This window comes from Ruegeria sp. AM4 (assembly GCF_056540665.1).
On record NZ_JBQFXD010000012.1, the window covers coordinates 13,789 to 40,769 of the forward strand.

The following is a 26,981-nucleotide window of genomic DNA, read 5'->3' on the forward strand; positions in this document are numbered from 1 at the left end:
TCATGGCTGCTAAACTCCGCAAAGGCGACAAGGTCGTCGTGCTGGCCGGCAAAGACAAGGGCAAAGAGGGAACCATTTCCTCGGTTGACCCGAAAGCCGGTAAAGCTGTTGTCGACGGCATCAACATCGCCATCCGCCACACCCGCCAGACCCAGAACAGCCAGGGCGGCCGTTTGCCTCAGGCAAACCCGATCGAGCTGTCGAACCTGGCACTGCTGGACAAGAACGGCAAAGCAACCCGCGTTGGCTTCCGCATGGAAGGCGACAAGAAGGTGCGTTTCGCCAAGACCACAGGGGACGTGATCGATGCTTGATACCGCAACCTACACTCCGCGTCTGAAAGCTCAGTACGCTGAAACCATCCGTGCCGCTCTGAAAGAAGAGTTCGGCTACAAGAACGACATGCAGCTGCCCAAGCTGGAGAAAATCGTTCTGAACATCGGTTGTGGTGCTGAGGCCGTCAAAGACTCGAAGAAAGCCAAATCGGCAGTCGAGGATCTGACTGCGATTGCTGGTCAGCTGGCCGTTGCAACCAAGGCGAAGAAGTCGATCGCGGGTTTCCGCGTCCGTGAAGACATGCCGCTGGGTGCGAAAGTGACCCTGCGCGGCGACCGGATGTACGAATTCCTGGATCGTCTGATCACCATCGCGCTGCCGCGCGTTCGTGACTTCCGCGGTGTTAAGCCGTCTTTCGATGGTCAGGGCAACTTTGCCATGGGCATGAAAGAGCACATCGTGTTCCCGGAAATCGACTTCGACAAGGTCGACGAAGTCTGGGGCCTGGATATCGTAATTGCCACCACAGCGAAAACCGACGCTGAAGCGAAGAGCCTGTTGAAAGCATTCAACATGCCGTTCAACGCGTAAGCGCCGGGAGGATTGAGACATGGCTAAAAAAGCAATGATCGAACGCGAGAAGAAGCGCGAACGCCTGGTGGCCAAATATGCCGCAAAGCGTGCCGAGCTGAAAGAAATCGCGAATGACGAGAGCCGCCCGATGGAAGAGCGTTTCAAAGCGCGTCTGAAACTGGCGAAACTGCCGCGCAACAGCTCGGCTACCCGTCTGCACAACCGCTGTCAGCTGACCGGTCGTCCCCACGCTTACTACCGTAAGCTGAAGGTCAGCCGTATCGCGCTGCGCGAGCTGGGTTCTGCTGGTCAGATCCCCGGCATGGTGAAATCGAGCTGGTAAGGGAGACATAGATATGAATGATCCTATCGGCGATATGCTCACCCGTATCCGCAACGCGCAAATGCGCGGCAAGTCCACCGTTTCCACCCCGGCTTCCAAGCTGCGCGGTTGGGTTCTGGACGTGCTGGCGGACGAAGGTTACATCCGTGGCTACGAAGCGACGACCGGTGAAAACGGTCATCCGGCCATCGAAATCAGCCTGAAATACTACGAAGGCACCCCTGTTATTCGCGAACTGAAGCGGGTCTCGAAACCCGGTCGTCGCGTGTACATGGGCGTCAATGACATCCCGCAGGTCCGTCAGGGTCTGGGCGTGTCGATTGTCAGCACTCCGAAAGGTGTGATGTCGGACGCAAACGCTCGCTCCAACAATGTTGGCGGCGAAGTGCTCTGCACCGTCTTCTAAGGAGGTCTGCAATGTCTCGTATTGGTAAAAAACCGGTCGAGCTGCCCAGCGGCGTTTCCGCCTCTGTGTCGGGTCAGACCATTGAAGTGAAAGGTCCGAAAGGCACCCGCAGCTTCACCGCCACCGACGACGTGACGCTGTCGGTCGAAGACAACGTGGTCAAAATCGACCCGCGTGGTTCGTCCAAGCGTGCCCGCCAGCAGTGGGGCATGAGCCGCACCATGGTTGCCAATCTGGTAACCGGTGTGACCCAGGGCTTCAAAAAAGAGCTGGAGATCCAGGGTGTTGGTTACCGGGCACAGATGCAGGGCAACACCCTGAAGCTGAACCTGGGCTACAGCCACGATGTTGATTTCACAGCTCCGGAAGGTGTCACCATCACCGCGCCGAAGCAGACCGAAATCGTTGTGGAAGGTATCGACCAGCAGCAGGTGGGCGAAGTCGCGGCCAAAATCCGCGAATGGCGCCGTCCCGAGCCGTACAAAGGCAAGGGCATCCGCTATAAGGGCGAGTTCATCTTCCGCAAGGAAGGCAAGAAGAAGTAAGGACGCAAACAATGGCAAACAGCAAAAGAACCCTGTTTCTGAAGCGCCGCCTGCGCGTTCGGAACAAACTTCGCAAGGTCAACGCGGGTCGTCCGCGTCTGTCCGTACACCGTTCGAACAAGAACATCTCTGTTCAGCTGATCGACGACGTACGCGGTGTGACCCTGGCCTCGGCCTCGACCCTGGAAAAAGATCTGGGTGTTGTTGGCAAGAACAACGTCGAAGCGGCCACCAAAGTGGGCGCGGCCATCGCCGAGCGTGCCAAGAAGGCAGGCGTCGAAGAGGCCTATTTCGATCGTGGTGGCTTCCTGTTCCACGGCAAAGTGAAGGCTCTGGCCGACGCTGCGCGTGAAGGTGGTCTGAAAATCTAAGACTTGCGGGCAGCTTTGCGGCTGCCCCGATGATCCGGGGGCCTCGGTAACATTCGGGGCTCACTTGGATTGAATTGAACGGCGTCGTAGGCGCCACATGAGAAAAGGGATGCCAAATGGCAGAACGTGAAAACCGCCGGGGCCGTGGTCGTGACCGCGACGAAGCACCGGAATTCGCAGATCGTCTGGTTGCGATCAACCGTGTGTCGAAAACCGTAAAAGGTGGTAAGCGCTTTGGCTTCGCCGCTCTGGTGGTTGTCGGCGATCAGAAAGGCCGCGTCGGCTTTGGCAAAGGTAAAGCGAAAGAAGTACCTGAGGCCATCCGTAAGGCGACTGAACAAGCCAAGCGTCAGATGATCCGCGTGCAACTGCGCGAAGGTCGCACCCTGCACCACGACATCGAGGGCCGTCACGGCGCTGGTAAAGTGGTCATGCGCACCGCGCCTGAAGGTACCGGTATCATCGCCGGTGGTCCGATGCGTGCCGTGTTCGAAATGCTGGGCGTAAAGGACGTTGTGTCCAAGTCGCTGGGCTCGCAGAACCCCTACAACATGATCCGCGCCACCATCAACGGCCTGCAGAAAGAGCAGAGCCCGCGTTCGGTTGCACAGCGTCGTGGCAAAAAGGTCGCCGACATCCTGCCCAAGCGGGACGAAGCACCGGCCGCTGCTGAAGCAGAAGCATAAGGAGAGCGACCCATGGCAAAAACCATCGTCGTCAAGCAGATCGGTTCTCCGATCCGCCGCCCCGCTGAACAGCGCGCAACCCTGATCGGTCTGGGCCTGAACAAGATGCACAAAACCCGTGAACTGGAAGATACCCCTTCGGTTCGCGGCATGGTCAACAAGATCCCGCATCTGGTTGAGATCATCGAAGAGCGCGGCTAAGCGCCCGCTCTCGCACTGAACAAGAAAGCCCCCGGCATGTTCGGGGGCTTTTTTCTTGGGGGCGATTGCCTGCCTTAGACCCGGTGCCGAACACACTGCACCCGCGTCAGCATCTGCATTTTGAGCAGACAATCCCGCGGGCTCCTCAAACGCAGTCTTATCGACGGTAATCCATCTCACACAGAGTTTACCTGCTTTTCCGCCGCGACCGGATTTCAGCCAACAATTCGCCACAGTCCTCAACAATACTGGGTCGCAGTGTTGAGTTTGCGACGTCGTGTGGTTGGCGTTCAGTTGTGTAAGAAAGTGCTGTGTGATGGGTATCGAATTTTTTGCTCCGGCCTGCCCAGAGCCGAGCGCCTCGTATCAACGGGGCATTGATCAAGGACATGCGGGATTGACCACGGCTCTGTGCGATGTGGTCAAAGCTATGCCCTCGGATTTTCTGAAAACGCTGATACTCGAACTTGACGAATGCGCGCTGTCAAACAGTCCGTCACCATTGGTTGAAAGAATTTTTCAACGTGCAATCTGCGTTTACCAGGCCGAGCAGCTTTTGGATGCGCGGCAGGTTTCGGACGCGTCGCAATCGGGAATGATCGCAAATGACGCAGCCCGGCCGCAATCAACCGACGTCGTCACAAGGCGGGCGGGCTGATCGATAATTGTCTGCGCGTGTGTGTTCGGCGGGCAGATATTTGAATGTTCAAAAGTAAAATTGGGGTAACGAATATGAAGCACCTTCTTCTTGCAGTCGTGACACTCTCACCAAGCCTCGGTTGGTCGATGACCGAAGGACAAGCCCTCGCAACCTGGATGGCGTCCTGCACGGACGCAGGTGGCGAGCATCTGGTAGACCGGGTCCACGCTGGGGATGCCGGGCAAACCCTTCATGTGCTCTATATCTGCGAGCACGAAAGCGGGAAGCAATCCGTCCGGATCGTCCCGGCAGTACCTTCAAGCGCATCCAGTAACGAGAATTTCTGATCTGTTACTGCGGTCGCCCCCCCCGGGGGGCAGCGCGCATCCGGATTGTGGTACAAAGCCATAAGGCCCTGCGTATCGCACCGGGTACGACAGGTATTTTGCCATTCCTTTGATGCATACCGGCTAGACCAAAACTTCCGTTGTTAGCGGTATCTCCTGCGCCTATCTCAGCCCTGTCCAAGACAGGAACATACAAGTGACCTCGGGGAATGCGCCCCGACATTCGAAAGGAATAGAGATATGGCACACACAGCAACACTGACACATGGCGGCTTCAACCTGAGCGCCCGTTTTGCAAACCTGATCGAGCGCGTGAAAGAAAACCGCGCCCGGGCTGCAGAATACAGCCGCACCTATACCGAGCTTCAGCATCTGAGCAACCGCGAGCTGGACGACATCGGCATCCGTCGCTGCGACATCGCCGACATCGCGCGCGAGTACGCATATCGCGCGTAAGGTATCGCGTTTGATAAACGAATTCAGAGGCGCCTGCATTGGCGCCTCTTTTGGTTTTGGCTGGCGCGCTACAACAAAGCTTGCAACCGGGTCCGCAACGCTGTAGAGCGCTCCGGTGGCATTGCGCCCACGAGAATCAAAACCAAGAAACGCCGTGGTTGGCCCATCACGCTTCGGGGGTCACATCCGGCTTAGGAGAAGCGATATGAAACTGCACGAATTGCGCGACAATCCTGGCGCCGCACCGAAACGCACCCGCGTTGGCCGTGGTCCCGGTTCCGGCAAAGGTAAAATGGGTGGCCGTGGTATCAAAGGCCAGAAATCCCGTTCGGGTGTGGCCATCAACGGCTACGAAGGCGGCCAGATGCCCCTGTACCAGCGCCTGCCCAAACGTGGCTTCAACAAGCCGAACCGCAAGGCATTCGCCGTCATCAACCTAGGCCTGATCCAGAAATTCGTCGACGCCGGCAAACTGGACGCCAAGGCTGCGATCACCGAGGATGCACTGGTTGCATCCGGTCTGGTTCGCCGCAAGCTGGACGGCGTTCGCGTTCTGGCCAAAGGCGAAATCAGCGCCAAAGTGAACCTTGAGGTAACCGGTGCTTCGAAAGCTGCCGTTGAGGCAGTTGAGAAAGCGGGCGGTTCACTGACGGTCACAAAAGCTGCTGCAGCAGAGTAAGCGCTTGTGAGCGGGCCAAGACCCGCTTACATAGACCTCAGAGTTTTCCAAGACGCCGCCCGAGCCGGAAAACGGTTCCGGGCGGTGTTTTCATAAGAGAGACCGATTTATGGTATCAGCAGCAGAACAAATGGCAGCAAACACAAGCTGGTCTGCCCTTGGTAAAGCCACCGATCTGCGCAACCGCATCCTGTTCACGCTTGCATTGCTGATCGTCTATCGTCTGGGCACCTTCATTCCGGTGCCGGGGATCGACGGCCAAGCGCTGCGCGAGTTCATGGAGCAGGCGGGGCAAGGCATCGGCGGCATGGTTTCGATGTTCACCGGCGGGGCGCTGGGGCGGATGGGTATCTTTGCCCTCGGCATCATGCCCTACATCTCGGCCTCGATCATCGTGCAGCTGCTGACATCCATGGTTCCCGCGCTCGAACAGCTCAAGAAAGAGGGCGAGCAGGGGCGCAAGAAAATCAACCAATACACCCGTTTCGGCACCGTGGCCTTGGCCACCGTACAGGCCTATGGTCTGGCAGTTTCGTTGGAATCGGGCGATCTGGCCACCGATCCGGGCCTGTATTTCCGCTTCTCGACCATGATTACGCTGGTCGGCGGTACCATGTTCCTGATGTGGCTGGGTGAACAAATCACCGCGCGTGGCATCGGCAATGGCATCTCGCTGATCATCTTCGTTGGCATCATTGCCGAGGTTCCCGCCGCGCTGGCGCAGTTCTTCGCCAGCGGACGCAGCGGTGCTATCAGCCCTGCTGTAATCGTGGGCGTGATCATCATGGTCATCGCCGTGATCACCTTTGTGGTGTTCATGGAGCGTGCCCTGCGCAAGATCCACATCCAATACCCGCGCCGTCAGGCTGGTATGAAGGTTTATGAAGGCGGCTCCAGCCACCTGCCAGTCAAGGTGAACCCGGCGGGTGTTATCCCGGCGATTTTCGCCAGCTCGCTGCTGCTGCTGCCGGTGACGATCTCGACCTTCTCGTCGGGTGCGACCAACGGACCGGTGATGTCATGGTTGCTGGCCAACTTTGGCCCCGGACAGCCTTTGTACCTGCTGTTCTTCGCTTCGATGATTGTGTTCTTTGCCTATTTCTACACGTTCAATGTGTCGTTCAAGCCGGACGATGTTGCGGACAACCTGAAGAAGCAGAACGGTTTTGTGCCGGGTATCCGTCCGGGCAAGAAAACTTCGGAATATCTGGAATATGTGGTCAACCGCGTATTGGTTCTGGGTTCAGGCTATTTGGCTGCGGTTTGCCTGTTGCCGGAAATCCTGCGCGGTCAGTTTGCCATCCCGTTCTATTTCGGCGGCACTTCGGTTCTGATTATCGTCTCGGTAACCATGGACACGATCCAACAGGTTCAGAGCCATCTGCTGGCGCATCAATACGAAGGGCTGATCGAAAAGTCCCAACTGCGCGGCAAGTCCAAGAAACGCGGCAGAAAGGGAGCTGCTCGTCGATGAACATCATACTTCTCGGCCCCCCGGGGGCAGGCAAGGGGACGCAGGCGCGTCACCTGGTTGAAACCCGCGGCATGGTGCAGTTGAGCACTGGTGACATGCTGCGCGAGGCCAAAACCTCGGGCACGGAAATGGGCCTGAAGGTTGCTGCGATCATGGACGCAGGCAAGCTGGTCACCGACGAGATCGTGATCGGTCTGATCGAAGAGAAACTGACCACCGAAAAAGGGGCAGGCTTCATCTTTGACGGTTTCCCCCGCACGCTGGCGCAGGCCGATGCGTTGGCAGCGCTGCTGACCAAGCTGGGCCAGTCCCTGCACACGGTGATCGAGATGCGTGTCGATGACGAGGCGCTGGTCGAACGGATCACGGCACGCTCGACCTGTGGCGGGTGTGGTGAGGTTTACAATGACATCACCAAACCGATCCCCGCAGACGGCAAATGCACCAATTGCGGCAAAGAAAATGACTTCCAGCGCCGCGCCGACGACAACGAAGACAGCCTGCGCACGCGTCTGATGGAATACTACAAAAAGACGTCGCCTTTGATTGGTTATTACTACGCCAAAGGCGATCTGCGCCCGGTGAACGGGCTGGCGGATATCAAAGAAGTTACCGCCTCGATCGAGGCGATTCTAGGCTGATACTCATATGGGCTTGACGCCAACGGCAAAAGCCCATATCGACCCCCATCCCTAAAGGGAATCAAGACCGCATGCGGGATTCGTCCCAATTGCCCCGACCACCTCGAATAATGCTGAACCCTCTGGCGACACTGCCACGGTAAAGCGTTGTGAAAAAAGGTTCTGGAGTTACGGAACCGCAACGAAAAGGAAAGTGACACGTGGCACGTATTGCCGGCGTAAACATCCCGACTGCAAAGCGGGTACCAATCGCCCTCACATATATCACCGGTATCGGAAACACTTCGGCCAAAGCGATCTGCGAAGCCGTAGGTATTGAAGCGCACCGTCGCGTCAACGAACTGTCCGACGCCGAAGTTCTGGCCATCCGTGAACACATCGATGCAAACTTCACCGTTGAAGGTGATCTGCGTCGTGAAGTTCAGATGAACGTCAAGCGTCTGATGGACCTGGGCTGCTATCGCGGTCTGCGTCACCGCCGCAACCTGCCGGTTCGCGGTCAGCGTACCCACACCAATGCTCGTACCCGCAAAGGCCCCGCAAAGGCCATCGCTGGTAAGAAGAAATAAGGGAGGGTCTGACCGATGGCACGTGACAAGACTCGCGTTAAGCGCAAAGAGCGTAAGAACATCGCATCGGGCGTTGCCCATGTGAACTCGACCTTCAACAACACCAAGATCCTGATCTCGGACGTACAGGGCAACGCCATTTCGTGGTCGTCTGCCGGTACCATGGGCTTCAAAGGGTCGCGGAAATCGACGCCTTATGCGGCGCAGATGGCTGCAGAAGACGCAGGCAAGAAGGCGCAGGAACATGGCGTCAAAACGCTGGAAGTCGAAGTTCAGGGCCCCGGTTCGGGTCGTGAATCGGCTCTGCGTGCGCTGGCTGCCGTGGGCTTTAACATCACGTCGATCCGCGACGTGACCCCGATCGCTCACAACGGCTGCCGCCCGCCGAAGCGCCGCCGCGTCTAAGCGATTTTGAATTAAGCTGGGGCTGTGTATCTGCACGGCCCCAGCACGTCATTTTGAACCTCGGGCGTCTGCACCTTGTTGGTCATGGGGCGCGGACAGGAATGGAGGGATTACATGATCCACAAGAATTGGGCAGAATTGATCAAGCCAACCCAGCTTGACGGCAAGCCGGGCAACGACCCTGCACGTCAGGCAACCCTGGTTGCCGAGCCGCTGGAACGTGGCTTTGGTCTGACTCTGGGCAACGCGCTGCGCCGCGTTCTGATGAGCAGCCTGCAAGGCGCGGCCATCACCAGTGTTCAGATCGACAACGTCCTGCACGAGTTCTCCTCGGTCGCGGGCGTGCGTGAAGACGTTACAGACATCATCCTTAACCTCAAAGGCGTGTCGCTGCGCATGGAAGTCGAAGGCCCCAAGCGCCTGTCGATCAATGCCAAAGGTCCCGCAGTTGTGACCGCAGGCGACATCAGCGAAAGCGCTGGCATCGAGGTTCTGAACCGCGATCACGTCATCTGCCACCTGGACGATGGCGCCGACCTGTTCATGGAACTGACCGTCAATACCGGCAAGGGCTACGTCTCGGCTGAAAAGAACAAGCCCGAAGACGCACCTATCGGCCTGATCCCGATCGACGCGATCTATTCGCCGGTCAAAAAGGTTGCCTATGACGTTCAGCCGACCCGTGAAGGCCAGGTTCTGGACTATGACAAGCTGACGCTGAAGATCGACACCGACGGTTCGATCACGCCCGAAGATGCTCTGGCCTTCGCTGCGCGTATCCTGCAGGACCAGCTGTCGATCTTCGTGAATTTCGACGAGCCGGAATCGGCTGGCCGTCAGGACGAAGACGATGGTTTGGAGTTCAACCCGCTGCTGCTGAAGAAAGTGGACGAGCTGGAACTGTCGGTTCGTTCGGCAAACTGCCTGAAGAACGACAACATCGTTTACATCGGCGACCTGATCCAGAAGACCGAAGCCGAGATGCTGCGCACCCCGAACTTCGGCCGCAAGTCGCTGAACGAGATCAAAGAAGTGCTGTCCGGCATGGGTCTGCACCTCGGCATGGATGTCGAGGACTGGCCGCCCGACAACATCGAAGATCTGGCGAAAAAATTCGAAGACGCGTTCTAAACGCGTCTTCCTCAATGCCCGGCCCGAAATGGGACTATCCGGGGACTATATGGGCACTTCCGCCCCAAGGAGAGCCGGTGACACGCATCGCCGGCCAGACAAAGCAAAACGCGAAAGAAGGAACTAGAAAATGCGTCACGCACGTGGTTACCGCCGCCTGAACCGTACTCATGAGCACCGCAAGGCTCTGTTTGCGAACATGGCTGGCTCGCTCATCGAGCATGAGCAGATCAAAACAACTCTGCCCAAGGCAAAAGAACTGCGCCCGATCATCGAAAAGCTGGTCACTCTGGGCAAGCGCGGCGACCTGCACGCCCGTCGTCAGGCCGCTTCGCAGCTGAAAGAAGACAAAGACGTCGCTAAGCTGTTCGAAGTTCTGGGCCCCCGCTACGCCGAGCGTCAGGGCGGCTATGTCCGCATCCTGAAAGCTGGTTTCCGCTATGGTGACATGGCTCCGATGGCGATCATCGAATTCGTTGATCGTGACGTCGATGCCAAAGGCGCAGCTGACAAAGCGCGTGTTGCCGCGGAAGAAGCAGCAGAAGAATAAGAAAGCCCGGCTTTCTGGTCAGAACCCCTGCGTCCCGGACGCGGGGGTTTTTTGTTTTGAAGCTGTGGCAGTGTCGCTTTCAGGCCATTCGCGGGGGTATCCGTTGATGAAGTCCCAGCCTGTACAGGCCACGCTGGATGCGGAGGACACAGGATGGCAGAAATTACCCACATACCGGCTGAATTCACCGGGCCATCGGCCTGGACCGGCCGCGAAATGCAGGCCCGTCAAGACGAGTGGATTGTCGATCTGAGCCAATCAGAGATTGCCGATCTTGAGCAAGCCGCCCGCAGTTACCTGAATCTTGGCAAAGACATTGGCGAGATCACAAGGGCCGAGTTTCCGCTACAAAGCTTTGACAGGCATCTGCGTAGCCTCCGTGACAAGCTGATCTGTGGCGTCGGGTTTGAAGTTATCCGCGGGCTGCCGGTCCAAGAGTATTCGCAGGAAATGGCGGCAGCGATCTTTTGTGGTGTTGGCGCCCATCTGGGCTCGGCGCGGTCGCAGAACGCTCAGGGGCACATTTTGGGACATGTGCGCGACATTGGCGCGGATGCGAACGATCCGAACACCCGGATCTACCAGACGCATGAACGTCAGACATTCCACACTGACAGCGCCGATATCGTTGGACTGCTTTGCCTTCGCGACGCCAGGGAAGGCGGGGATTCGCTGCTGGTAAGTGCCGAAACCATCTATAACCGCATGCGCGCAGAATGCCCTGATCTGCTGGAGCGTCTGTTTGATCCAATCGCTACGGATCGACGTGGTGAAGTGCCCGAGGGCATGCAGCCCTTCATGACCATCCCCCCCTTCAGTTGGCATGCCGGCAGGTTAACCGTGTTCTACCAGCGGCAGTATATCGACAGCGCGCAACGGTTCTCTGAGGCTATGCGTCTTACCCCGGATCACGTTGCAGCACTGGACAGGTTCGACGCGCTGGCCAATGATCCAGAGCTTTTCCTGACCATGCGGCTGCAACCCGGGGACATGCAATTTGTCTACAATCACTCTCAACTGCATGACAGGACCAGTTTTGTGGATTGGCCGGACCCTGCGGCGCGGCGCCATCTGTTTCGGTTGTGGCTCTCGCCCGAAGGCGACCGCGAATTGCCCGAGGTGTTCAGGCAGCGGTATGGCGCTATTGATGTCGGCAACCGGGGTGGGATCATAACCAAAGGCACAAGACTGCATGCACCGCTTGACTGACGAACCAGCAACCACGTGCTTGCATTAGCCGCCGGGTAGTCGCATATCCAACTGAGTTTTGCAGGTTGAGGTATACATGCTCCGCGCGACACTTCTTGCCCTTTCAATCGCACATGCGACCATGGCCGCTGCCGAAACGCGCGTTCCGCAATCGCAGGCCGAGATATCTATGGGATTTGCGCCGGTCGTGAAACAGGCGTCCCCGGCAGTCGTTAACATATATGCCAAGATTGTGCGTCAGGGGCGGGCGAACCCGTTCTTCTCGGACCCGTTCTTTCAGGATTTTTTCGGCCGTGGGTTCGGCGAACCTCGGCAGAGGGTGCAAAACTCGCTGGGCTCAGGTGTGATCCTGTCGGGTGACGGCTATGTGGTGTCGAACTATCACGTGGTCGGAACAGCCACCGAGATACGTGTGGTGACAACGGACCGGCGAGAGTTCTCGGCACAGGTGGTACTTGGCGACAAGGAAAGCGACATTGCCATTCTGCGGTTGGAGGAGGCAGAGGACCTGCCGCATCTGGACCTGCGAGACTCGGATCGTGTTGAGGTTGGTGAGCTGGCGCTTGCTATCGGAAACCCGTTTGGGGTGGGTCAGACAGTATCGTCGGGCATCATCTCGGGGCTGGCGCGAACCGGAACGGCCACCGGCAACGCGCGAGGGTATTTCATTCAGACCGATGCGGCGATCAACCCGGGCAATTCCGGCGGCGCGCTGATTGATGTGAATGGCGATCTGATCGGGATCAACACGTCGATCCTGACGCGATCCGGTGGATCGAATGGGATCGGGTTTGCCATCCCCGCCAATCTGGTGGCCGAGTTTCTGCGGCAGGCAAAGGCAGGGAACGACAGTTTCGTCAGCCCTTGGGCCGGGATGGCCGGGCAGCATATGAGCGCAGATATCGCTGAATCGCTGGGTTTGGCGATCCCTCTGGGTGTCGTCATCTCTGACCTTCATGCGCTTAGCCCGCTGGCGGATGCCGACCTGCGCGTGGGTGATGTCGTGACACATGTCGACGGGGATGAGGTCAACTCTCCGGCAGAGATGAAGTTCCGCATGTCCGTCGCAGGTGTTGGCGGAACATCTGTTCTGACGCGCCTTCGCGGTTCGGACAGCGCTGATGTTAAGGTGGCGCTGATCAAAGCGCCGGATACGCCTGCGGCCGAGGAAACAACGCTGGGCGAAGATACCGTGATGCCAGACCTGACCGTGGCGCGCATCAACCCAAAGATGATCGCGCAGTTGGGATTGGTTCTGTCGCAAACCGGTGTGGTTGTCGTTGATCCCGGACCCTATGGCGGTCGCGCTGGATTGCGTGCCGGTGATGTGCTGATAGCCATCAATGGCGCTGACATGGACCGGTCACATGATGTGGTCAGGGCACTGACCGACCCGGGCCGTCGGTTGAACATGGATGTGTCGCGCGGCGGACGCTCGGTTTCGTTGCGGTTCCGGCTGTGATGCATGGCTGATCTGTTCGATAACGGGTCGCCCACGCCAGCCGAGGCCCCGCATCGGCCGCTCGCGGATCGGCTGCGCCCGCAGACACTGGCCGAAGTCATCGGGCAGGACCAGGTTCTGGGCCCCGAGGCGCCGCTTGGGGTGATGCTGTCATCAGGCAGCTTGTCCAGCCTGATCTTCTGGGGGCCGCCGGGGGTGGGCAAGACCACCATCGCGCGCCTTCTGGCGCAGGAAACCGATCTGCATTTCGTTCAGATCAGCGCGATTTTCACCGGTGTGCCCGACCTGAAGAAAGTCTTTGAGGCCGCAAAAATCAGGCGTCAGAACGGACAGGGGACGTTGCTGTTCGTCGACGAAATTCACCGTTTCAACAAAGCGCAGCAGGACGGGTTTCTTCCGCATATGGAGGACGGTACGATCCTGCTTGTCGGGGCCACGACCGAGAACCCCTCGTTCGAGCTGAACGCAGCTGTCCTTAGCCGCGCGCAGGTTCTGGTTCTCGAACGGCTCAGCCTTGCGGATCTGGAACGTCTGACCCAGCGCGCGGAAAAAGAACTGGGCCGAGCGTTGCCGCTCACGCCTGCGGCGCGGGATGCGTTGCAGGAAATGGCGGATGGGGACGGGCGCGCGCTGCTGAACCTGATCGAACAGGTTTCGGCGTGGAAGGTTGATGCACCGCTGGACCCGGATGCGCTGTCAACGCGGCTGATGCGCCGCGCCGCCAAATACGACAAATCGGGGGACGAGCATTACAACCTGATATCGGCGCTGCACAAATCAGTGAGGGGGTCTGACCCCGATGCAGCGCTATACTGGTTTGCGCGGATGCTGACGGGTGGCGAGGACCCGCGCTATCTGGCACGGCGGATCACCCGCATGGCGGTCGAAGATATCGGGCTGGCTGATCCGCAGGCGCAGGCAATCTGCCTGCAATCGTGGGAAACATACGAACGTTTGGGCTCGCCCGAGGGGGAACTGGCCTTGGCGCAAGCGCTGGTCTATCTGGCCCTGGCCCCCAAATCGAACGGGGCATATGTGGGCTATAAGGCTGCAGTGCGGTTGGCCAAGCAATCGGGCAGCGAACCGCCACCCAAGCATATCCTGAACGCACCGACCTCGTTAATGAAGGATCAGGGATACGGCGCGGGCTATGCCTATGACCACGACGCCGAGGATGGGTTTTCAGGGCAGAACTATTTCCCCGATGGTATGAAGCGACCGGTTCTCTACCAACCGGTCGAGCGCGGATTCGAGCGCGAGCTGAAAAAGCGGCTGGATTATTTTGGCAAACTGCGTGCGCAGCGGAACACGGATTAGCGCGGCTTGACTCTTTGCGCGATGCGCGCGACAGACGCGCATGTTTTCTAGGGCACTGACACAGTTGCAAACCGGGCGGGTCCGCCGCGCGGGACAAGGGGTAATGGCATGAGTGGCGTACAGATGATCACCGTCGCAGAGGGCGACAGCGACCAGCGCTTGGACCGCTGGCTGCGCCGCATGTTCCCGCATGTCGGTCAGGGCCGCATCGAAAAGATGTGCCGCAAAGGAGAGCTGCGTGTGGACGGAGGCCGGGTGAAGGCCTCGACCCGGCTCGAGGCAGGGCAGGTCGTGCGGGTGCCGCCGCTGCCCGATGCCGATCACAAACCTGCTGAGGTCAAACGCCGGATATCCGACGCTGACGCGAAGATGATCCAATCCTGCGTGATCTATCGAGACGACCACATCTTGGCGCTAAACAAACCCCACGGTCTGCCGGTTCAGGGTGGCAGCGGCCAGACCCGGCATGTCGACAGCCTGTCCGAAGCCTTGCGGTTTGGCCTGGACGAAAGCCCGCGACTGGTGCACCGGTTGGACAAGGACACCTCGGGCGTTTTGCTGATGGCGCGCACGCGCGAGGCCGCCAAGGGTCTGACGGCAGCGTTCCGGCACCGCAATACACGCAAGATCTATTGGGCACTGGTTGCCGGGGTGCCGACACCCTATCTGGGCGAGATCAAGACCGGGCTCGTCAAGGCTCCGGGACATGGCAAACAGGGTGAGGGTGAAAAGATGATCCCTGTGCATCTGTCCGAGGTTGACAGCACCCCCGGCGCGAAACGCGCGCATACGCTGTATGCCACGCTCTACCGGGTTGCAGGTCGGGCCGCTTGGGTCGCGATGGAGCCGGTGACCGGTCGCACCCATCAGTTGCGCGCGCATATGGCCGCGATTGGACATCCAATCATCGGCGACGGAAAATACGGCGGGTCGGGTCAGGAAAATCTGGGCGATGGCTGGGGCGCGCAATTGGGCGGGGTCATCAGCCGAAAGCTGCATCTTCACGCGCGGCGATTGTCGTTTGAACATCCGCTGACCCATACGCCGGTTACGATTACGGCACCGCTGCCGGATCACATGAAAGACAGTTGGGATACACTGGGCTGGACCGAGGATCTGGCCGCCGATGATCCGTTCGAGGCCCTGCAATGACGTCACCCTTGCGGTTGGTGCTGTTCGATGTGGATGGCACCTTGGTCGATAGCCAAGGCAGCATTGTTTCGGCCATGACAGCCAGCTTTACCGCGTTGTCCCTGACGCCACCGGACAGGGAGGCGACCTTGTCGATTGTGGGTCTGTCTTTGCCGCAGGCGATTGCGCGCCTGGCTCCTGAACAAGCTGACGATGTACAAGCCCGTCTGGTTGCGGGCTATAAAGAGGCTTACCACGCGCAGAGACTGGCGGACGGGGCGGCAAGCTCACCTCTCTATCCAGGTGCGCGTGAGGTGCTCGAAGCCTTGCATTCGATCCCCGAAATCCTGTTGGGCGTGGCGACCGGCAAGTCGCAGCGCGGGTTGGACGCATTGCTGGACGCCCACGATTTGGCGCTTTTTTTCGTAACCCGGCAAGTCGCAGACCACCATCCGTCCAAGCCGCACCCTTCGATGATCCAGACAGCGCTGTCCGAGACCGGCGTAACGGCCTCTGACGCGGTGATGATCGGCGACACAAGCTTTGACATGGAGATGGCCGCTGCCGCAGGGGTTGCAGCGATCGGAGTAAGCTGGGGCTATCACGACCACGCGGCCCTGACTTCGGCGGCGCATGTGGTCGACAGCTTTGACGAATTGCATAAGACGCTAAGCAAGATCTGGGAATGAGACGATGAGCGACTGGAAACCAAAACGCTTTTGGACGTCAAGTGCCGTTGTCGTGGCTGAAGGTGGCCATACGGTCGAGTTGGATGGTCGCCGGGTCAAAACACCTGCAAAGGCGGCTTTGCTCCTCCCTACCAAGGCCATGGCAGAGGCCGTCGCCGCCGAATGGGACGCTCAGGAAAAGGTGGTGGACCCGTCGACCATGCCTTTTACCCGGTCAGCAAACGCCGCCATCGACAAAGTGCGCCTTCAGCATCCCGAGGTTGCGGATATGCTGGCCGATTATGGCGATTCCGACCTGTTGTGTTATCGCGCAACCCATCCGCAAGCTTTGCAGCAGCGGCAAGCCGAACACTGGGACCCGGCGCTGGACTGGGCGGCTGAGGTGCTGAAAGCCCGTCTGTTTGCTGTGGCGGGTGTCCTGCATCAGCCCCAGTCTGCGACGGCATTGCAGACCTTGCGGCAACAAGTTCATGCGCTGGACGCGTTTCAGCTTGCAGCGTTTCATGACCTTGTCAGCCTGTCAGGCAGTCTGGTTCTGGGTTTTGCCGCAGCACATGGTTGGCGCAGCGCGGACGAAATCTGGGAAATCTCGCGCCTCGATGAGATCTGGCAGATCGAACAATGGGGCCATGATGACGAGGCACAAGAGGTGGCCGAGAAAAAACGGGCGGCCTTCCTGCATGCCAAACGCTTCTTCGACATCTCGAATTGATCCTTGCAGCCGGTTTTTTGCGCCTGACACCAAATTCCTGTGCTTTTCACCCATCGAATTACCTGATCCTGCCCTTGACGTTTGTTGATGAATGCGCCCAAACTCGGGCCACTAAAGGGGAGACACCTTTTGGGTAACCTTTCCGGCATGGGAGTGCCGGATCGAACCGCTCCTTCCGGGGTGGAAAATCAGGAAGAGGTAAAAATGAAAAAATCCGTAATCTTGGGCGCGGCAACGATTGCCGGTCTGGCCGCTGGCGCTGCTGCGGCGGGTACCGTTGACGACGTGAAAGCGCGCGGTAAGCTGAACTGCGGTGTGACCACCGGTCTGGTCGGTTTTGCTGCACCCGACGCCAATGGCGAGTGGAAAGGCTTTGACGTTTCGCTGTGCCGCGCTGTTGCTGCCGCCGTTCTGGGCGATGCAAATGCTGTTGAATTCATTCCGACCACCGGCAAGACGCGCTTTACTGCGCTGGCTTCTGGTGAGATCGACATGTTGGCCCGTAACACCACCTGGACCTTCAGCCGCGACGTCGACCTGAAGTTCGAATTTGTAGGCATCAACTATTATGACGGTCAGGGCTTTCTGGCGCCCAAAGCGCTGGGCGTAAGCTCGGCCAAGGAACTGGACGGTGCGACCGTTTGCGTTCAGACCGGCACCACGACCGAACTGAACCTGGCGGATTTCTTCCGCTCAAACAACATCAGCTATGAACCGGTTCCGGTTGAAACAAACGCTGAAGGTCAGCAGCAGTATCTGGCTGGCGCATGTGACGTTTACACCACCGACGCTTCTGGCTTGGCCGCAACCCGCGCCACGTTCGAAAACCCCGGTGACCACGTCATTCTGCCCGAAATCATCTCGAAAGAGCCGCTGGGCCCGCTGGTCCGGCACGGTGATCACGAGTGGGGTGACGTTGTCCGTTGGACCCTGAACTCGCTGATCTCGGCCGAAGAGCTGGGTGTCACCTCGGTCAATCTCGAAGAGATGGCAGGCAATGCCGACGCAAACCCGGAAATCAAGCGCCTGCTGGGCGTTGAAGGTACTCTGGGCGAGATGCTGGGACTGGACGCTGACTGGGCCGCACGTGCGATCGCCGCAGACGGCAACTATGGCGAAGTCTTTGCCAAGAATATCGGTGAGGAAACTCCGATCGGTCTGGCGCGTGGTCTGAATGCTCAGTGGACCGACGGCGGCCTGCTGTATTCGCCGCCTTTCCGCTAAGATGGACAGAAAAGGGCGCGGGGCAACCTGCGCCCTTTTTTCTAAACAGAATGCTACGGGCTGCTCAAGAGCGGGGAAAACCTCGCCGGTAATGTAGCGCTCGAAAAGCACGGGGATTCCAAAATATGTCAACTATGACTGACCCACCGAAAGCAGACTTTCGGTTGTCTATGCTCATAAACGACACCCGCTATCGCTCACTGACATTTCAGGTGATCGCGGCCGTCGTTATTGCGCTTAGTATCTGGTATCTGGGCAACAACCTGATCCAGAACCTGCGGGCCGCAGGCCTTAACATCTCTTATTCTTTCCTGGGTGATCCTGCCGGGTATGATATCAACCAGGTTCTGGTGGAATACGACAGCCAGTCGTCGCATGCGCGCGCGGCTGTCGTTGGGCTTCTGAATACTCTGCTGGTGGCGTTTCTCGCCTGTATCACTGCGACGTTTTTTGGAGTGATCGCCGGTGTCCTGCGGCTGTCGAACAACTGGCTCGTCTCGAAACTGATGGCAGTATATGTCGAGATCTTCCGGAACATTCCGGTTCTGATCTGGATCATCATCATTTTCACCATCATGACGGCGGTGCTTCCTGGGCCGCGGGCCTTCCGGGGTGACAATCCGACCTCCAGCATGGTTCTGGATCTTTTCGCGTTCACGAACAGGGGTGTATACATTCCCCGTCCTGACCTCACCAACGGGTTCTTCAGTTCAACTTTCCTGAACTGGGTTCTGGTCCTCGTCGTTTTGGTTGGGTCCTGGTTTGTTTCCAAGGAAATCGAAAAACGCGCGACACTGAAACAAGAGGAAACGGGTGAGCGTCCAAAGACGCTGCTGCCAAAATTGGCGGTCTGGCTGGTGCCGTTCGTGATCCTCATGTTCCTGATGGGCCTGACTTGGAATGTCCCCGAACTGAAAGGCTTTAACTTCAGCGGTGGCATCAAGGTCGGTGGTCCTCTGATCGCATTGTGGTTCGCACTGTCGATCTACACCGGTGCCTTTATCGCGGAAAACGTCCGCGCGGGTATTCAGGCCATTTCGAAAGGCCAGACCGAGGCGGCGGCTGCTCTTGGTTTGCGTCCGGGCCGGATCATGAATCTGGTGATCCTGCCGCAGGCTTTGCGGGTGATCATCCCGCCGCTGATCTCGCAGTATCTGAACATCACCAAGAACTCCTCGCTTGCGATTGCGGTGGGCTATGCGGATATCACCGCCACGCTGGGCGGTATCACGCTGAACCAGACTGGTCGCGCGATTGAATGTGTGCTGTTGCTGATGTTGTTCTATCTGACAGCTTCACTGCTGATCTCGATGGTGATGAACATCTACAACGCATCCGTCAAGTTGAAGGAGCGCTGAGCCATGAGTGATCAAACGACCAACCCGATCGCATTTGTGGCTGATGGCACCATTCCTCCGTCTCCGCCACCTGCAAACGAAACCGGAATCGTCAAATGGCTGCGCGAGAACCTGTTCTCGGGCGCGACGAACACGATCCTAACCGTGCTCTCGCTGGTGCTGATCTACCTCGTTTTGAAGAACACACTGCCGTGGATTCTGAATGGGGTTTGGAATGCCAACTCGCTGGCCGAATGCCGTGAGATTTTGGCAGGTAAAACGGGGGCCTGTTTCGCCGTTCTGACAGAACGCTGGCCGCAGCTGATCTACGGGTTCAAATACCCGGATGAGGCCTACTGGCGCCCCAATCTGGCGTTTGTTCTGATGCTGGTTGCATTTGCGCCGGTTCTGTTCTTCGACCTGCCGCGCAAGCTGCTGATCTTCACCGCCCTCTATCCCTTTATCGCGTTCTGGCTGATCTGGGGTGGCACCATACTGGTTCCCATCGTGGCGCTTGTGGGCTGTGTCGCAGCAGGTGCGGTGTTCCAGAAACTTGGCCGGAACAGCTTTGCGGCCGGCTTTTTCGGGGCGATCATTGTCGCTCTGATCGTCTGGAATGTTGGCGGGGCTCTGATCCCCGAGGATGCCAACGAAGGGGCCATGCTGACCGCCGTTCCCAGTCGTGATCTTGGCGGCTTCATGCTGAACATGATGTTGGGCGTCACCTGTGTGTCATTGTCGATCCCTCTGGGCATTGCATTGGCACTGGGCCGTCAGTCAGACATGCCGCTGATCAAGTGGGTCTGCGTCATCTTCATCGAATTCGTGCGCGGTGTGCCTCTGATCACGCTGCTGTTTGTGGCTTCGGTGATGCTGGCCTATTTCTTCCCGCCTGACAGCACGGTCGACTTGTTCCTGCGCGTCGTGATCATGATTACCATGTTCTCGGCAGCCTATATCGCCGAGGTGATCCGCGGCGGCCTGGCCGCGCTTCCGCGTGGTCAGTACGAAGCAGCAGATAGCCTGGGTCTGGATTACCCGCAGGCGATGCGGCTGATCATCCTGCCGCAGGCTCTGAAGATCTCGATCCCCGGCATCGTGAACGTGGCCGTTGGCCTGTTCAAGGACACCACACTGGTTTCGGTCATTTCGATGTTCGATCTGGTGGGCATGATCCGGGGCCCCATCCTGGCGTCAACCGAATGGAACGGCGTCTATTGGGAGCTTCTGGGCTTTGCCGCGCTTCTGTTCTTCGTCGTCTGTTACGGCATCTCTCAATATTCCCAGTGGCTCGAGCGTCGCCTTGCCACGGATCATCACTAAGGAGTTCAACACATGTCTGAACTTGCAGTAGAACGCGAAATCGACCGCTCGAAGATGCAGGTGAGCGACGAGGTCGCCATCGAAATCAACGGCATGAACAAGTGGTACGGATCGTTCCACGTGCTGCGTGACATCAATCTGACCGTCAATCAGGGCGAGCGGATCGTGATCGCGGGGCCGTCCGGTTCCGGGAAATCCACTCTGATCCGTTGCCTGAACGCGTTGGAGGAACACCAGCAGGGTACAATCGTTGTGGATGGGACCGAGCTGTCGAATGACCTCAAGAACATCGACAAGATCCGGTCCGAGGTTGGTATGGTGTTCCAGCACTTCAACCTGTTCCCGCATCTGACCATTCTGGAAAACTGCACGCTGGCCCCGATCTGGGTGCGCAAAACGCCCAAGAAAGAGGCCGAAGAACGCGCGATGCATTTCTTGGAAAAGGTGAAAATCCCGGATCAGGCGTTGAAATACCCGGGACAGCTGTCCGGTGGTCAGCAACAGCGTGTGGCGATTGCCCGCTCGCTCTGCATGATGCCACGGATCATGTTGTTTGATGAACCGACATCGGCGCTGGACCCCGAGATGATCAAAGAGGTGCTCGACACCATGATCGAACTGGCCGAGGAAGGCATGACCATGTTGTGCGTGACCCACGAGATGGGCTTTGCCCGCCAGGTCGCCAACCGCGTGATCTTTATGGATGCCGGCCAGATTGTGGAGCAGAACGAACCGGAAGAGTTCTTCAACAACCCGCAGAGCGAACGGACCAAGCTGTTCCTCAGCCAGATCCTGGGGCACTGATCCCAGCGCACCCAAGCAAGGGCGGGGCTTCGGTCCCGCCTTTTTCTATTCCAGCAACTCACGCGGGATGGCAAAGCCCAGGACCTCGCCGCTCCGCCATTTGATATGGGTCCAGTCGTCGATATCAAAGCGGATCACGGTCGTCGCGCAGGTTGGGTAATCTTGGAACCGCACGTGGTGCGGCGCCTGCCGCACCAGACGGTAGGCAAATTCGGCAATGCCCGGGTTGTGCCCCAGCACCAGCACGGTCTTGCCCTTGGCACCGGACAATTCGGCCATCATGTCGTTGGCGTCCGCGTGGTAAAGCGCACGGCGAAAGCTGACATTTTCCGCGTGTAGCCCCATCCGATCCCAGGTCTCTCGCGTGCGGGTCGCCGATGAGCTCAGCACTTCGTCCGGCAGCCAGTCGTTCTCGCGCAGCCAATCCGCAATCGCCGGGGCCGAGGCGCGGCCGCGCTTGTTCAGAGGGCGGTCATGATCGGTAAGATCGAAGTTGTTCCAACTGGATTTGGCATGGCGGGTCAGGATCAGGGTGCGGGTCATGACGGATGGAACGCTTTCATGTGATGCGCGGATTGTTCGGCCATCCGTCCGGCGCCTTCGCTGAGCGGGCAGGACAGCCGCGCAAGGCAGCCGCCGGTCATGCAAACCTGCCCTGCGTCAGTGGACAAATGCCGATGGCAGGCATCGACGTCGTAGAAGCCATGTGCATTCAGCGCGCCCACGGGGCAGGTGCTGGTGCAAGGGGCAGGGCAAGTGGTGCAAGGAGACTCTGCACGCGGGTGGTCGACGTCGAATTTCTCGTCGAAATGCAGCGCGCCGCGAAATGAGATCATCATGCCCACCTGGTCATGCACCAGCGCCCCCACCGGGCTGCTGAATGTCCGTCCGGACTTGAACGCCCAGTCGATGAAAGGTTCGTATGGCGGGCCACCGAAGGGAAAGTACGCATGTGCGCCCAACGAGGCAGCAAGGGATCCCACAACACGAGTGGACCATCTATCCACCGGGTCGGGCTGCCCGTCCAGCCATTCCTCCGACGATTTCAGAACGGGCCAGAAGGTCGGGCCAGCGCCGACAAGGATCAGAGTGCCACCGTCGAGTTGTTTGGCGCTTGTCAGCCGTGGCAGAAGCGCGCCCATAACGATCAGACCCGCATCCTGCACAGCGCGTTCTATTTGAGCGTAGGTTACATCGGTTGCGGGGTCGAGTTGGTTTGCCATGCTGCTTCCCCCATCAATGCTCAGTCAGGTCGGATCAACGAACCTGCGCCGTGGTCGGTGAACAATTCCAACAGGACCGCGTTGGCTGCGCGCCCGTCCAGAATCACAACCGCGCGCACGCCGGAATGCAACGCATCAAGCGCGGTTTCCGTTTTCGGGATCATGCCGCCTGCGATGGTTCCGTCCATCGTCATTTCGCGGATCTGTCCGGCGGTAAGTTCGGTAACAACATCGCCTGCCGCGTTCTTGACACCCGAAACGTCCGTCAGCAGCAGCAGGCGATCTGCTTTCAACGCCGAGGCGACCGCTCCTGCGGCGGTATCACCGTTGACGTTGAACGTCTCACCCTCGGCACCAGCGCCGAGGGGGGCAATCACCGGAATGACGTCATGCGCAAACAGATCATGCAGGATTTTCGGGTCCATCTGTGCGGGTGCGCCGACAAATCCCAGCGAGGGATCGGCCTGATCGCACAGCATCAGATTGGCGTCCTTGCCCGACAGTCCAATTGCGGTTCCGCCCTGTGCGTTGATCGCCTGAACAATGCGTTTGTTGACCAGGCCGGACAGAACCATCTCGACCACTTCGACCGTCGCCTGATCGGTGACGCGCTTGCCGTTCACGAATTCAGACTGAATATCCAGCTTGTCCAGCATCGCATTGATCATGGGACCACCGCCATGCACGATCACCGGGTTTACTCCGACCTGCCGCATCAGCACGACATCGCGGGCAAAGCTCTCCATCGCAGCGTCACTGCCCATGGCGTGCCCGCCCAGCTTGATGACGACGATCGCACCATCATAGCGTTGCAGATAGGGCAAGGCGCTGTTCAAGGTTGCGGCGGTGGCGATCCAGTCCCGGTTCATGTCTCTTGTCTTCATGGCTGCTGTCCCTCTGGCATTCCGTGTTAGGACCTTTGGAGAGTTCTGCCAAGACTTGATCGTGGTAATGGTCGCACTGAATGATCCGTAGCGGCCGGACAAGTTCGCTAACGGTGCGTTTGGCTCATTCCAGATGCGCGATGATGGATCGTAGGCTCGGGATTCCATCGCCCTTTTCGGACGAGGTCAGTACGATTTCCGGGAATGCCGCTGGGTGTTTCGACAAAGCGCTGCGCACCTGATCCAATACCTTTGCACGGTCATTGGCTTTGACCTTGTCGGCCTTGGTCATCACGCATTGAAAAGTTACGGCGCTGGTATCCAGCAGTTTCATGATCTCGTCGTCCACAGGCTTTACCCCGTGGCGCGAGTCGATCAGGACAAATGCCCGGCGCAAAGTCTGGCGGCCGCTGAGGTATTGCTTCAACAATCGCTGCCATTTCTCGACCACTTTGACCGGCGCGTTCGCATAGCCATAGCCGGGCAGGTCCACCAGATACAGCTCGGGGCCTTGGGTGAAAAAGTTGATCTCTTGCGTGCGGCCCGGCGTGTTGGAGGCACGCGCCAATCCTTTGGTGCCGGTCAGCGCGTTGATCAGGCTGGACTTGCCCACGTTCGAGCGCCCGGCAAAGCAAACCTCCAACCGATCAGGGGCGGGCAAACCATTCATCGCAACTACGCCTTTGACGAACTCGGACGGACCCGCAAACAGTTTGCGTCCGGTTTCCAATGCGAATGGGTCTGGCTCTTGCACCAATGGAAAGCGAAGAGTGGTCATAGCAATTGAACCTTGTCGCCAGTCGTGATGGTGCCGCCCTGCAAAACTTCGACATAGACGCCGAAATCCTGGTTGCCCCAGCTTTGCAACGCGCCCAGCGTGTCTGCGTCCCGCTTTCCCGTATCCGGGTTTGCGGTGGTTGCCAGGCAGCGGGTGATGCGTTCGCGCACGTGAAGGACGGCTTCGCCGATCTGAACCTCGCGCCCGATCCAGTCAAACTCCTCCCACAGGGGCATTCCATCGAACCAGATGTTTCCCCGCCAGCGATGGATCGAGAGGTCCTGCCCCAGCCTTTGCGAAACGGCGCGATGAGAGGCCATGTTGCACAAGCTGATCGAGGGGAAATCGCTGTCGGTCATACCGCGACCCGGAACCCGGACAATTCGCGCGGACGCGGCCCTGTCGTCCGGCATCAGCGGCTTGACCCAATCCAGAAAAACATCCTGTTCGGTATCTGGCCGGAACGTCAGGTCTGGCCGGTTCGGGTGGCTCAGCGTGACCTGATCACCGCTCAGCTGTGCTGAAATCGCCATCAACTCCGGCGCTTTTGCACCTCGGCTGAAATTGACGCAGGGCACCCATTCTGATCCGTCCGCCATTGACGCCTCATGCGCGACGGCCCAAACGCGATCCCCGGGCATGGTCTGCCCGGGGATCACGGTTACTTCACTGAGGGTTTCGCGCCCGTGGCTTTTGATTGGATGCCGACACAGGCTTGTGACTGTGCCGGTCATTGGTCATCCGTCTTGGGCTTGCGCTTGAAGCTGGACCTGATGTTGCCAAACACATCCGGCGTATATCCCTGGCTGCGCATGATCAGGTACTGCTGTGTGAACGTGATGGTGTTGTTGGCGATCCAGTAGACCACCAGCCCGCTGGCAAAGCTGCCCAGCATGAACATAAACACCCATGGCATCCATGCAAAGATCATCGCCTGCGTTGGATCGGTTGGTGCCGGGTTTAGCTTTTGCTGCAACCACATGGAAATTCCCAACAGGATCGGCAGGATACCAAGGAAGATCAACGCCATGAACGTTTCCGGTTGAGGACCGGCCCAGGGCAGCAAGCCAAACAGGTTCATGATCGAAGTTGGATCAGGCGCGCTGAGGTCCTGGAACGGGCCGAACCACGGGGCCTGACGCAGTTCGATGGTGACAAAGATCACCTTGTACAGCGAGAAGAAGATCGGGATCTGCATCAGGATCGGCAGACAGCCCGCAGCGGGGTTCACCTTTTCCTTCTTGTACAGCTCCATCATGCCCTGCTGCATTTTCTGGCGGTCGTCGCCAGCGGCTTCCTTCAGGGCTTCCATTTGTGGCTGGAGTTCCTTCATCTTCGCCATCGAGACGTAGGATTTGAACGCCAGCGGGAACAGGATTGCCTTGATGATCAGCGTCAGGCCGATGATGGACCAGCCCATATTGCCGATCAGTAGGTTGATGTTATGCAGCAGCCAGAAGATCGGCTTGGTCAGGAAAAAGAACCAGCCCCAGTCGATGCTGTCGATGAACTTCTGAACACCTTCCGACTGATACTCGCGAATGGCTTCCCATTCCTTTGCACCAGCAAACAGGCGGGTCGTGACTTCGGCGGTTTCACCCGCTGCGACCGTCAGTGTTGGAAGAACGGTTTCGGTCTGATAGATTTTGCGGCGGGCATCGTATTTGGCCGCGGCCTTGAACGCCGATCCCGGTTCGGGGATCAGGGTGGTCATCCAGTAGTGATCGGTGAAGCCGATCCAGCCGTCCTCCTTGACCTGATAGACCTCGGCCTGGGCGCGCTCGTTGGGGTCGATGTCGAAATCGCGCACATCACCGTAATCGATCTCGGCCAGGGTGCCGTCCGCCATGCCGATCACGCCTTCATGCAGGATGAAGAAGTTCTTCAGGCCTGGCAGATCGCCATCCTCACCGATGCCATGGCGGGCCAGAATGCCGTAGGGTGCCATGCCAACTTCGGCTTGGGTGGCGTTTTCGACAGATTGGGTCACCGAGAACATGTAGTTCTCGTCTACGGAAACCGTGCGGCGGAATGTCAGGCCGTTGCCATTGTCCCATGCAAGGGTGATCGGGCTGTCGACGCCAAGGGTTTCGCCCTGTTCCAGCGTCCAAAGCGTGTTGGGTCCCGGGACGTCGGTGCCACTCAAGCCTGCGCCGGGGGCCCAACCATAAAGCGCGTAATAGGCTGAATCCGATCCGACGGGCGACAGAAGCTCGACAATCGGAGCGTCTTCGGCCAGCGAGACCTTGTAATCTTTCAGGAACAGCTCATCAATGCGGCCACCCGACAGCGACAGGCTGCCGAACAGGCGTGGGGTATCGATCTGCACGCGCGGGGCTTGCGCCTCTGGCTCAACTTCCGTCGCTGCGGCTGTTGCCTCGCCGACGGTTGTGGTATCCGCGCTGGGCGTCTGGACCTCGGTTTCGCCTGTGGCGCTGATCTCGGCTGTATCGGGCGCCGTGGTTTGCTCCGGCGGAGGGAACAGCACGAACCACACGAGGATCACCAGAAAGCTGAGTGCGGTTGCGAGGATGAGGTTCTTATTCTGATCGTCCATCGGGGACAGCCACCTTGCGCAGTGAAAGACACCCGGTG

34 protein-coding genes are annotated in these 26,981 nt (G+C 58.6%); 28 read left to right on the forward strand and 6 right to left on the reverse strand.

The features are described 5' to 3' along the window. The first annotated feature begins 2 nt into the window (after window positions 1-2). The 28 genes from rplX to ACR0JA_RS18635 all read left to right on the forward strand — a co-directional run bounded on the left by rplX (window position 3) and on the right by ACR0JA_RS18635 (window position 21,501). Window positions 3-314, forward strand: coding sequence for a 50S ribosomal protein L24 (rplX, locus tag ACR0JA_RS18500; RefSeq protein ID WP_155148683.1), 312 nt, complete (start codon window positions 3-5; stop codon window positions 312-314). Continuing rightward, window positions 307-867 (forward strand): 50S ribosomal protein L5, encoded by a 561-nt coding sequence (gene rplE / locus ACR0JA_RS18505; protein ID WP_480578308.1) that lies wholly within the window; start codon window positions 307-309, stop codon window positions 865-867. The genes rplX and rplE overlap by 8 nt, the downstream gene beginning before the upstream one ends. Window positions 868-886: 19 nt before the next feature. Continuing rightward, window positions 887-1,192: a 30S ribosomal protein S14 gene (gene rpsN, locus ACR0JA_RS18510; protein WP_068340744.1), complete on the forward strand. Its 306-nt coding sequence runs from the start codon at window positions 887-889 to the stop codon at window positions 1,190-1,192. A 13-nt stretch (window positions 1,193-1,205) separates the two neighbouring features. Then, on the forward strand, window positions 1,206-1,598 hold the full coding sequence (gene rpsH / locus ACR0JA_RS18515) for a 30S ribosomal protein S8 (protein WP_010437099.1): 393 nt from the start codon (window positions 1,206-1,208) through the stop codon (window positions 1,596-1,598). An 11-nt stretch (window positions 1,599-1,609) separates the two neighbouring features. Further along, the gene (gene rplF, locus ACR0JA_RS18520; protein ID WP_170716663.1) at window positions 1,610-2,143 is read left to right on the forward strand and encodes a 50S ribosomal protein L6; all 534 of its coding nucleotides are present in this window, start codon (window positions 1,610-1,612) and stop codon (window positions 2,141-2,143) included. A gap of 11 nt (window positions 2,144-2,154) precedes the next feature. Further along, window positions 2,155-2,514: a 50S ribosomal protein L18 gene (gene rplR / locus ACR0JA_RS18525; RefSeq protein ID WP_058283506.1), complete on the forward strand. Its 360-nt coding sequence runs from the start codon at window positions 2,155-2,157 to the stop codon at window positions 2,512-2,514. A 116-nt stretch (window positions 2,515-2,630) separates the two neighbouring features. Beyond that, complete coding sequence (gene rpsE / locus ACR0JA_RS18530; RefSeq protein ID WP_058283505.1) at window positions 2,631-3,200, forward strand: 30S ribosomal protein S5; 570 nt, start codon at window positions 2,631-2,633, stop codon at window positions 3,198-3,200. 12 nt (window positions 3,201-3,212) lie between these two features. Continuing rightward, entirely contained in the window at window positions 3,213-3,401 is a 189-nt protein-coding gene (rpmD, locus tag ACR0JA_RS18535) for a 50S ribosomal protein L30 (RefSeq protein ID WP_008757946.1), read from the forward strand. A 316-nt stretch (window positions 3,402-3,717) separates the two neighbouring features. Beyond that, complete coding sequence (locus ACR0JA_RS18540; protein ID WP_480578311.1) at window positions 3,718-4,059, forward strand: hypothetical protein; 342 nt, start codon at window positions 3,718-3,720, stop codon at window positions 4,057-4,059. Between the two features lie 74 nt (window positions 4,060-4,133). Further along, window positions 4,134-4,388: a hypothetical protein gene (locus tag ACR0JA_RS18545; RefSeq protein ID WP_480578314.1), complete on the forward strand. Its 255-nt coding sequence runs from the start codon at window positions 4,134-4,136 to the stop codon at window positions 4,386-4,388. A gap of 240 nt (window positions 4,389-4,628) precedes the next feature. Beyond that, a complete protein-coding gene (locus ACR0JA_RS18550; protein ID WP_480578317.1) occupies window positions 4,629-4,844 on the forward strand; it encodes a DUF1127 domain-containing protein in 216 nt (71 codons plus the stop codon). Between the two features lie 205 nt (window positions 4,845-5,049). Continuing rightward, complete coding sequence (rplO, locus tag ACR0JA_RS18555; protein ID WP_480578320.1) at window positions 5,050-5,523, forward strand: 50S ribosomal protein L15; 474 nt, start codon at window positions 5,050-5,052, stop codon at window positions 5,521-5,523. 109 nt (window positions 5,524-5,632) lie between these two features. Beyond that, on the forward strand, window positions 5,633-6,997 hold the full coding sequence (secY, locus tag ACR0JA_RS18560; RefSeq protein ID WP_480578323.1) for a preprotein translocase subunit SecY: 1,365 nt from the start codon (window positions 5,633-5,635) through the stop codon (window positions 6,995-6,997). Further along, window positions 6,994-7,638: an adenylate kinase gene (locus ACR0JA_RS18565; RefSeq protein WP_480578326.1), complete on the forward strand. Its 645-nt coding sequence runs from the start codon at window positions 6,994-6,996 to the stop codon at window positions 7,636-7,638. The genes secY and ACR0JA_RS18565 overlap by 4 nt, the downstream gene beginning before the upstream one ends. Window positions 7,639-7,838: 200 nt before the next feature. Beyond that, window positions 7,839-8,207, forward strand: coding sequence for a 30S ribosomal protein S13 (rpsM, locus tag ACR0JA_RS18570; protein ID WP_008757392.1), 369 nt, complete (start codon window positions 7,839-7,841; stop codon window positions 8,205-8,207). 15 nt (window positions 8,208-8,222) lie between these two features. After that, window positions 8,223-8,612: a 30S ribosomal protein S11 gene (gene rpsK, locus ACR0JA_RS18575; RefSeq protein WP_008757289.1), complete on the forward strand. Its 390-nt coding sequence runs from the start codon at window positions 8,223-8,225 to the stop codon at window positions 8,610-8,612. A 114-nt stretch (window positions 8,613-8,726) separates the two neighbouring features. Continuing rightward, on the forward strand, window positions 8,727-9,743 hold the full coding sequence (locus tag ACR0JA_RS18580; protein ID WP_010437127.1) for a DNA-directed RNA polymerase subunit alpha: 1,017 nt from the start codon (window positions 8,727-8,729) through the stop codon (window positions 9,741-9,743). 130 nt (window positions 9,744-9,873) lie between these two features. Continuing rightward, complete coding sequence (gene rplQ / locus ACR0JA_RS18585) at window positions 9,874-10,293, forward strand: 50S ribosomal protein L17 (protein ID WP_170805984.1); 420 nt, start codon at window positions 9,874-9,876, stop codon at window positions 10,291-10,293. A 153-nt stretch (window positions 10,294-10,446) separates the two neighbouring features. Next, window positions 10,447-11,502: a TauD/TfdA family dioxygenase gene (locus ACR0JA_RS18590; protein ID WP_480578329.1), complete on the forward strand. Its 1,056-nt coding sequence runs from the start codon at window positions 10,447-10,449 to the stop codon at window positions 11,500-11,502. A gap of 76 nt (window positions 11,503-11,578) precedes the next feature. Beyond that, window positions 11,579-12,964: a trypsin-like peptidase domain-containing protein gene (locus ACR0JA_RS18595; protein ID WP_480578331.1), complete on the forward strand. Its 1,386-nt coding sequence runs from the start codon at window positions 11,579-11,581 to the stop codon at window positions 12,962-12,964. Between the two features lie 3 nt (window positions 12,965-12,967). Further along, window positions 12,968-14,281, forward strand: a complete 1,314-nt coding sequence (locus ACR0JA_RS18600) for a replication-associated recombination protein A (protein ID WP_480578333.1) — start codon at window positions 12,968-12,970, stop codon at window positions 14,279-14,281. A 108-nt stretch (window positions 14,282-14,389) separates the two neighbouring features. Continuing rightward, the gene (locus ACR0JA_RS18605; protein WP_480578335.1) at window positions 14,390-15,433 is read left to right on the forward strand and encodes an RluA family pseudouridine synthase; all 1,044 of its coding nucleotides are present in this window, start codon (window positions 14,390-14,392) and stop codon (window positions 15,431-15,433) included. Continuing rightward, window positions 15,430-16,101, forward strand: coding sequence for an HAD-IA family hydrolase (locus tag ACR0JA_RS18610; RefSeq protein WP_480578337.1), 672 nt, complete (start codon window positions 15,430-15,432; stop codon window positions 16,099-16,101). Before ACR0JA_RS18605 ends, ACR0JA_RS18610 begins: the two co-directional genes overlap by 4 nt. A 4-nt stretch (window positions 16,102-16,105) precedes the next feature. Next, the gene (locus ACR0JA_RS18615) at window positions 16,106-16,813 is read left to right on the forward strand and encodes an ATP12 family chaperone protein (protein WP_480578339.1); all 708 of its coding nucleotides are present in this window, start codon (window positions 16,106-16,108) and stop codon (window positions 16,811-16,813) included. A 204-nt stretch (window positions 16,814-17,017) separates the two neighbouring features. Beyond that, on the forward strand, window positions 17,018-18,037 hold the full coding sequence (locus ACR0JA_RS18620) for an amino acid ABC transporter substrate-binding protein (protein WP_480578341.1): 1,020 nt from the start codon (window positions 17,018-17,020) through the stop codon (window positions 18,035-18,037). A 125-nt stretch (window positions 18,038-18,162) separates the two neighbouring features. Then, complete coding sequence (locus ACR0JA_RS18625; RefSeq protein ID WP_480578343.1) at window positions 18,163-19,395, forward strand: amino acid ABC transporter permease; 1,233 nt, start codon at window positions 18,163-18,165, stop codon at window positions 19,393-19,395. A 3-nt stretch (window positions 19,396-19,398) separates the two neighbouring features. Next, a complete protein-coding gene (locus tag ACR0JA_RS18630; RefSeq protein WP_480578345.1) occupies window positions 19,399-20,697 on the forward strand; it encodes an amino acid ABC transporter permease in 1,299 nt (432 codons plus the stop codon). Between the two features lie 12 nt (window positions 20,698-20,709). After that, on the forward strand, window positions 20,710-21,501 hold the full coding sequence (locus ACR0JA_RS18635) for an amino acid ABC transporter ATP-binding protein (RefSeq protein ID WP_269149813.1): 792 nt from the start codon (window positions 20,710-20,712) through the stop codon (window positions 21,499-21,501). A gap of 45 nt (window positions 21,502-21,546) precedes the next feature. Here the strand turns inward: ACR0JA_RS18635 and ACR0JA_RS18640 are convergent, their stop codons facing one another. The 6 genes from ACR0JA_RS18640 to yidC all read right to left on the reverse strand — a co-directional run bounded on the left by ACR0JA_RS18640 (window position 21,547) and on the right by yidC (window position 26,943). Beyond that, window positions 21,547-22,044: a SixA phosphatase family protein gene (locus tag ACR0JA_RS18640; RefSeq protein ID WP_480578347.1), complete on the reverse strand. Its 498-nt coding sequence runs from the start codon at window positions 22,042-22,044 to the stop codon at window positions 21,547-21,549. Continuing rightward, window positions 22,041-22,724 carry a ferredoxin gene (locus ACR0JA_RS18645; RefSeq protein WP_480578349.1) on the reverse strand — a complete coding sequence of 228 codons (684 nt, stop codon included), beginning with the start codon at window positions 22,722-22,724 and terminating at the stop codon, window positions 22,041-22,043. Before ACR0JA_RS18645 ends, ACR0JA_RS18640 begins: the two co-directional genes overlap by 4 nt. A 20-nt stretch (window positions 22,725-22,744) precedes the next feature. Beyond that, window positions 22,745-23,608, reverse strand: a complete 864-nt coding sequence (gene argB / locus ACR0JA_RS18650) for an acetylglutamate kinase (RefSeq protein WP_480578351.1) — start codon at window positions 23,606-23,608, stop codon at window positions 22,745-22,747. Between the two features lie 124 nt (window positions 23,609-23,732). Beyond that, window positions 23,733-24,386 carry a ribosome biogenesis GTP-binding protein YihA/YsxC gene (yihA, locus tag ACR0JA_RS18655; protein WP_480578353.1) on the reverse strand — a complete coding sequence of 218 codons (654 nt, stop codon included), beginning with the start codon at window positions 24,384-24,386 and terminating at the stop codon, window positions 23,733-23,735. After that, window positions 24,383-25,120, reverse strand: a complete 738-nt coding sequence (locus ACR0JA_RS18660; protein ID WP_480578355.1) for an MOSC domain-containing protein — start codon at window positions 25,118-25,120, stop codon at window positions 24,383-24,385. Before ACR0JA_RS18660 ends, yihA begins: the two co-directional genes overlap by 4 nt. Further along, on the reverse strand, window positions 25,117-26,943 hold the full coding sequence (gene yidC / locus ACR0JA_RS18665; protein WP_480578357.1) for a membrane protein insertase YidC: 1,827 nt from the start codon (window positions 26,941-26,943) through the stop codon (window positions 25,117-25,119). The genes ACR0JA_RS18660 and yidC overlap by 4 nt, the downstream gene beginning before the upstream one ends. Between the last annotated feature and the right edge of the window lie 38 nt (window positions 26,944-26,981).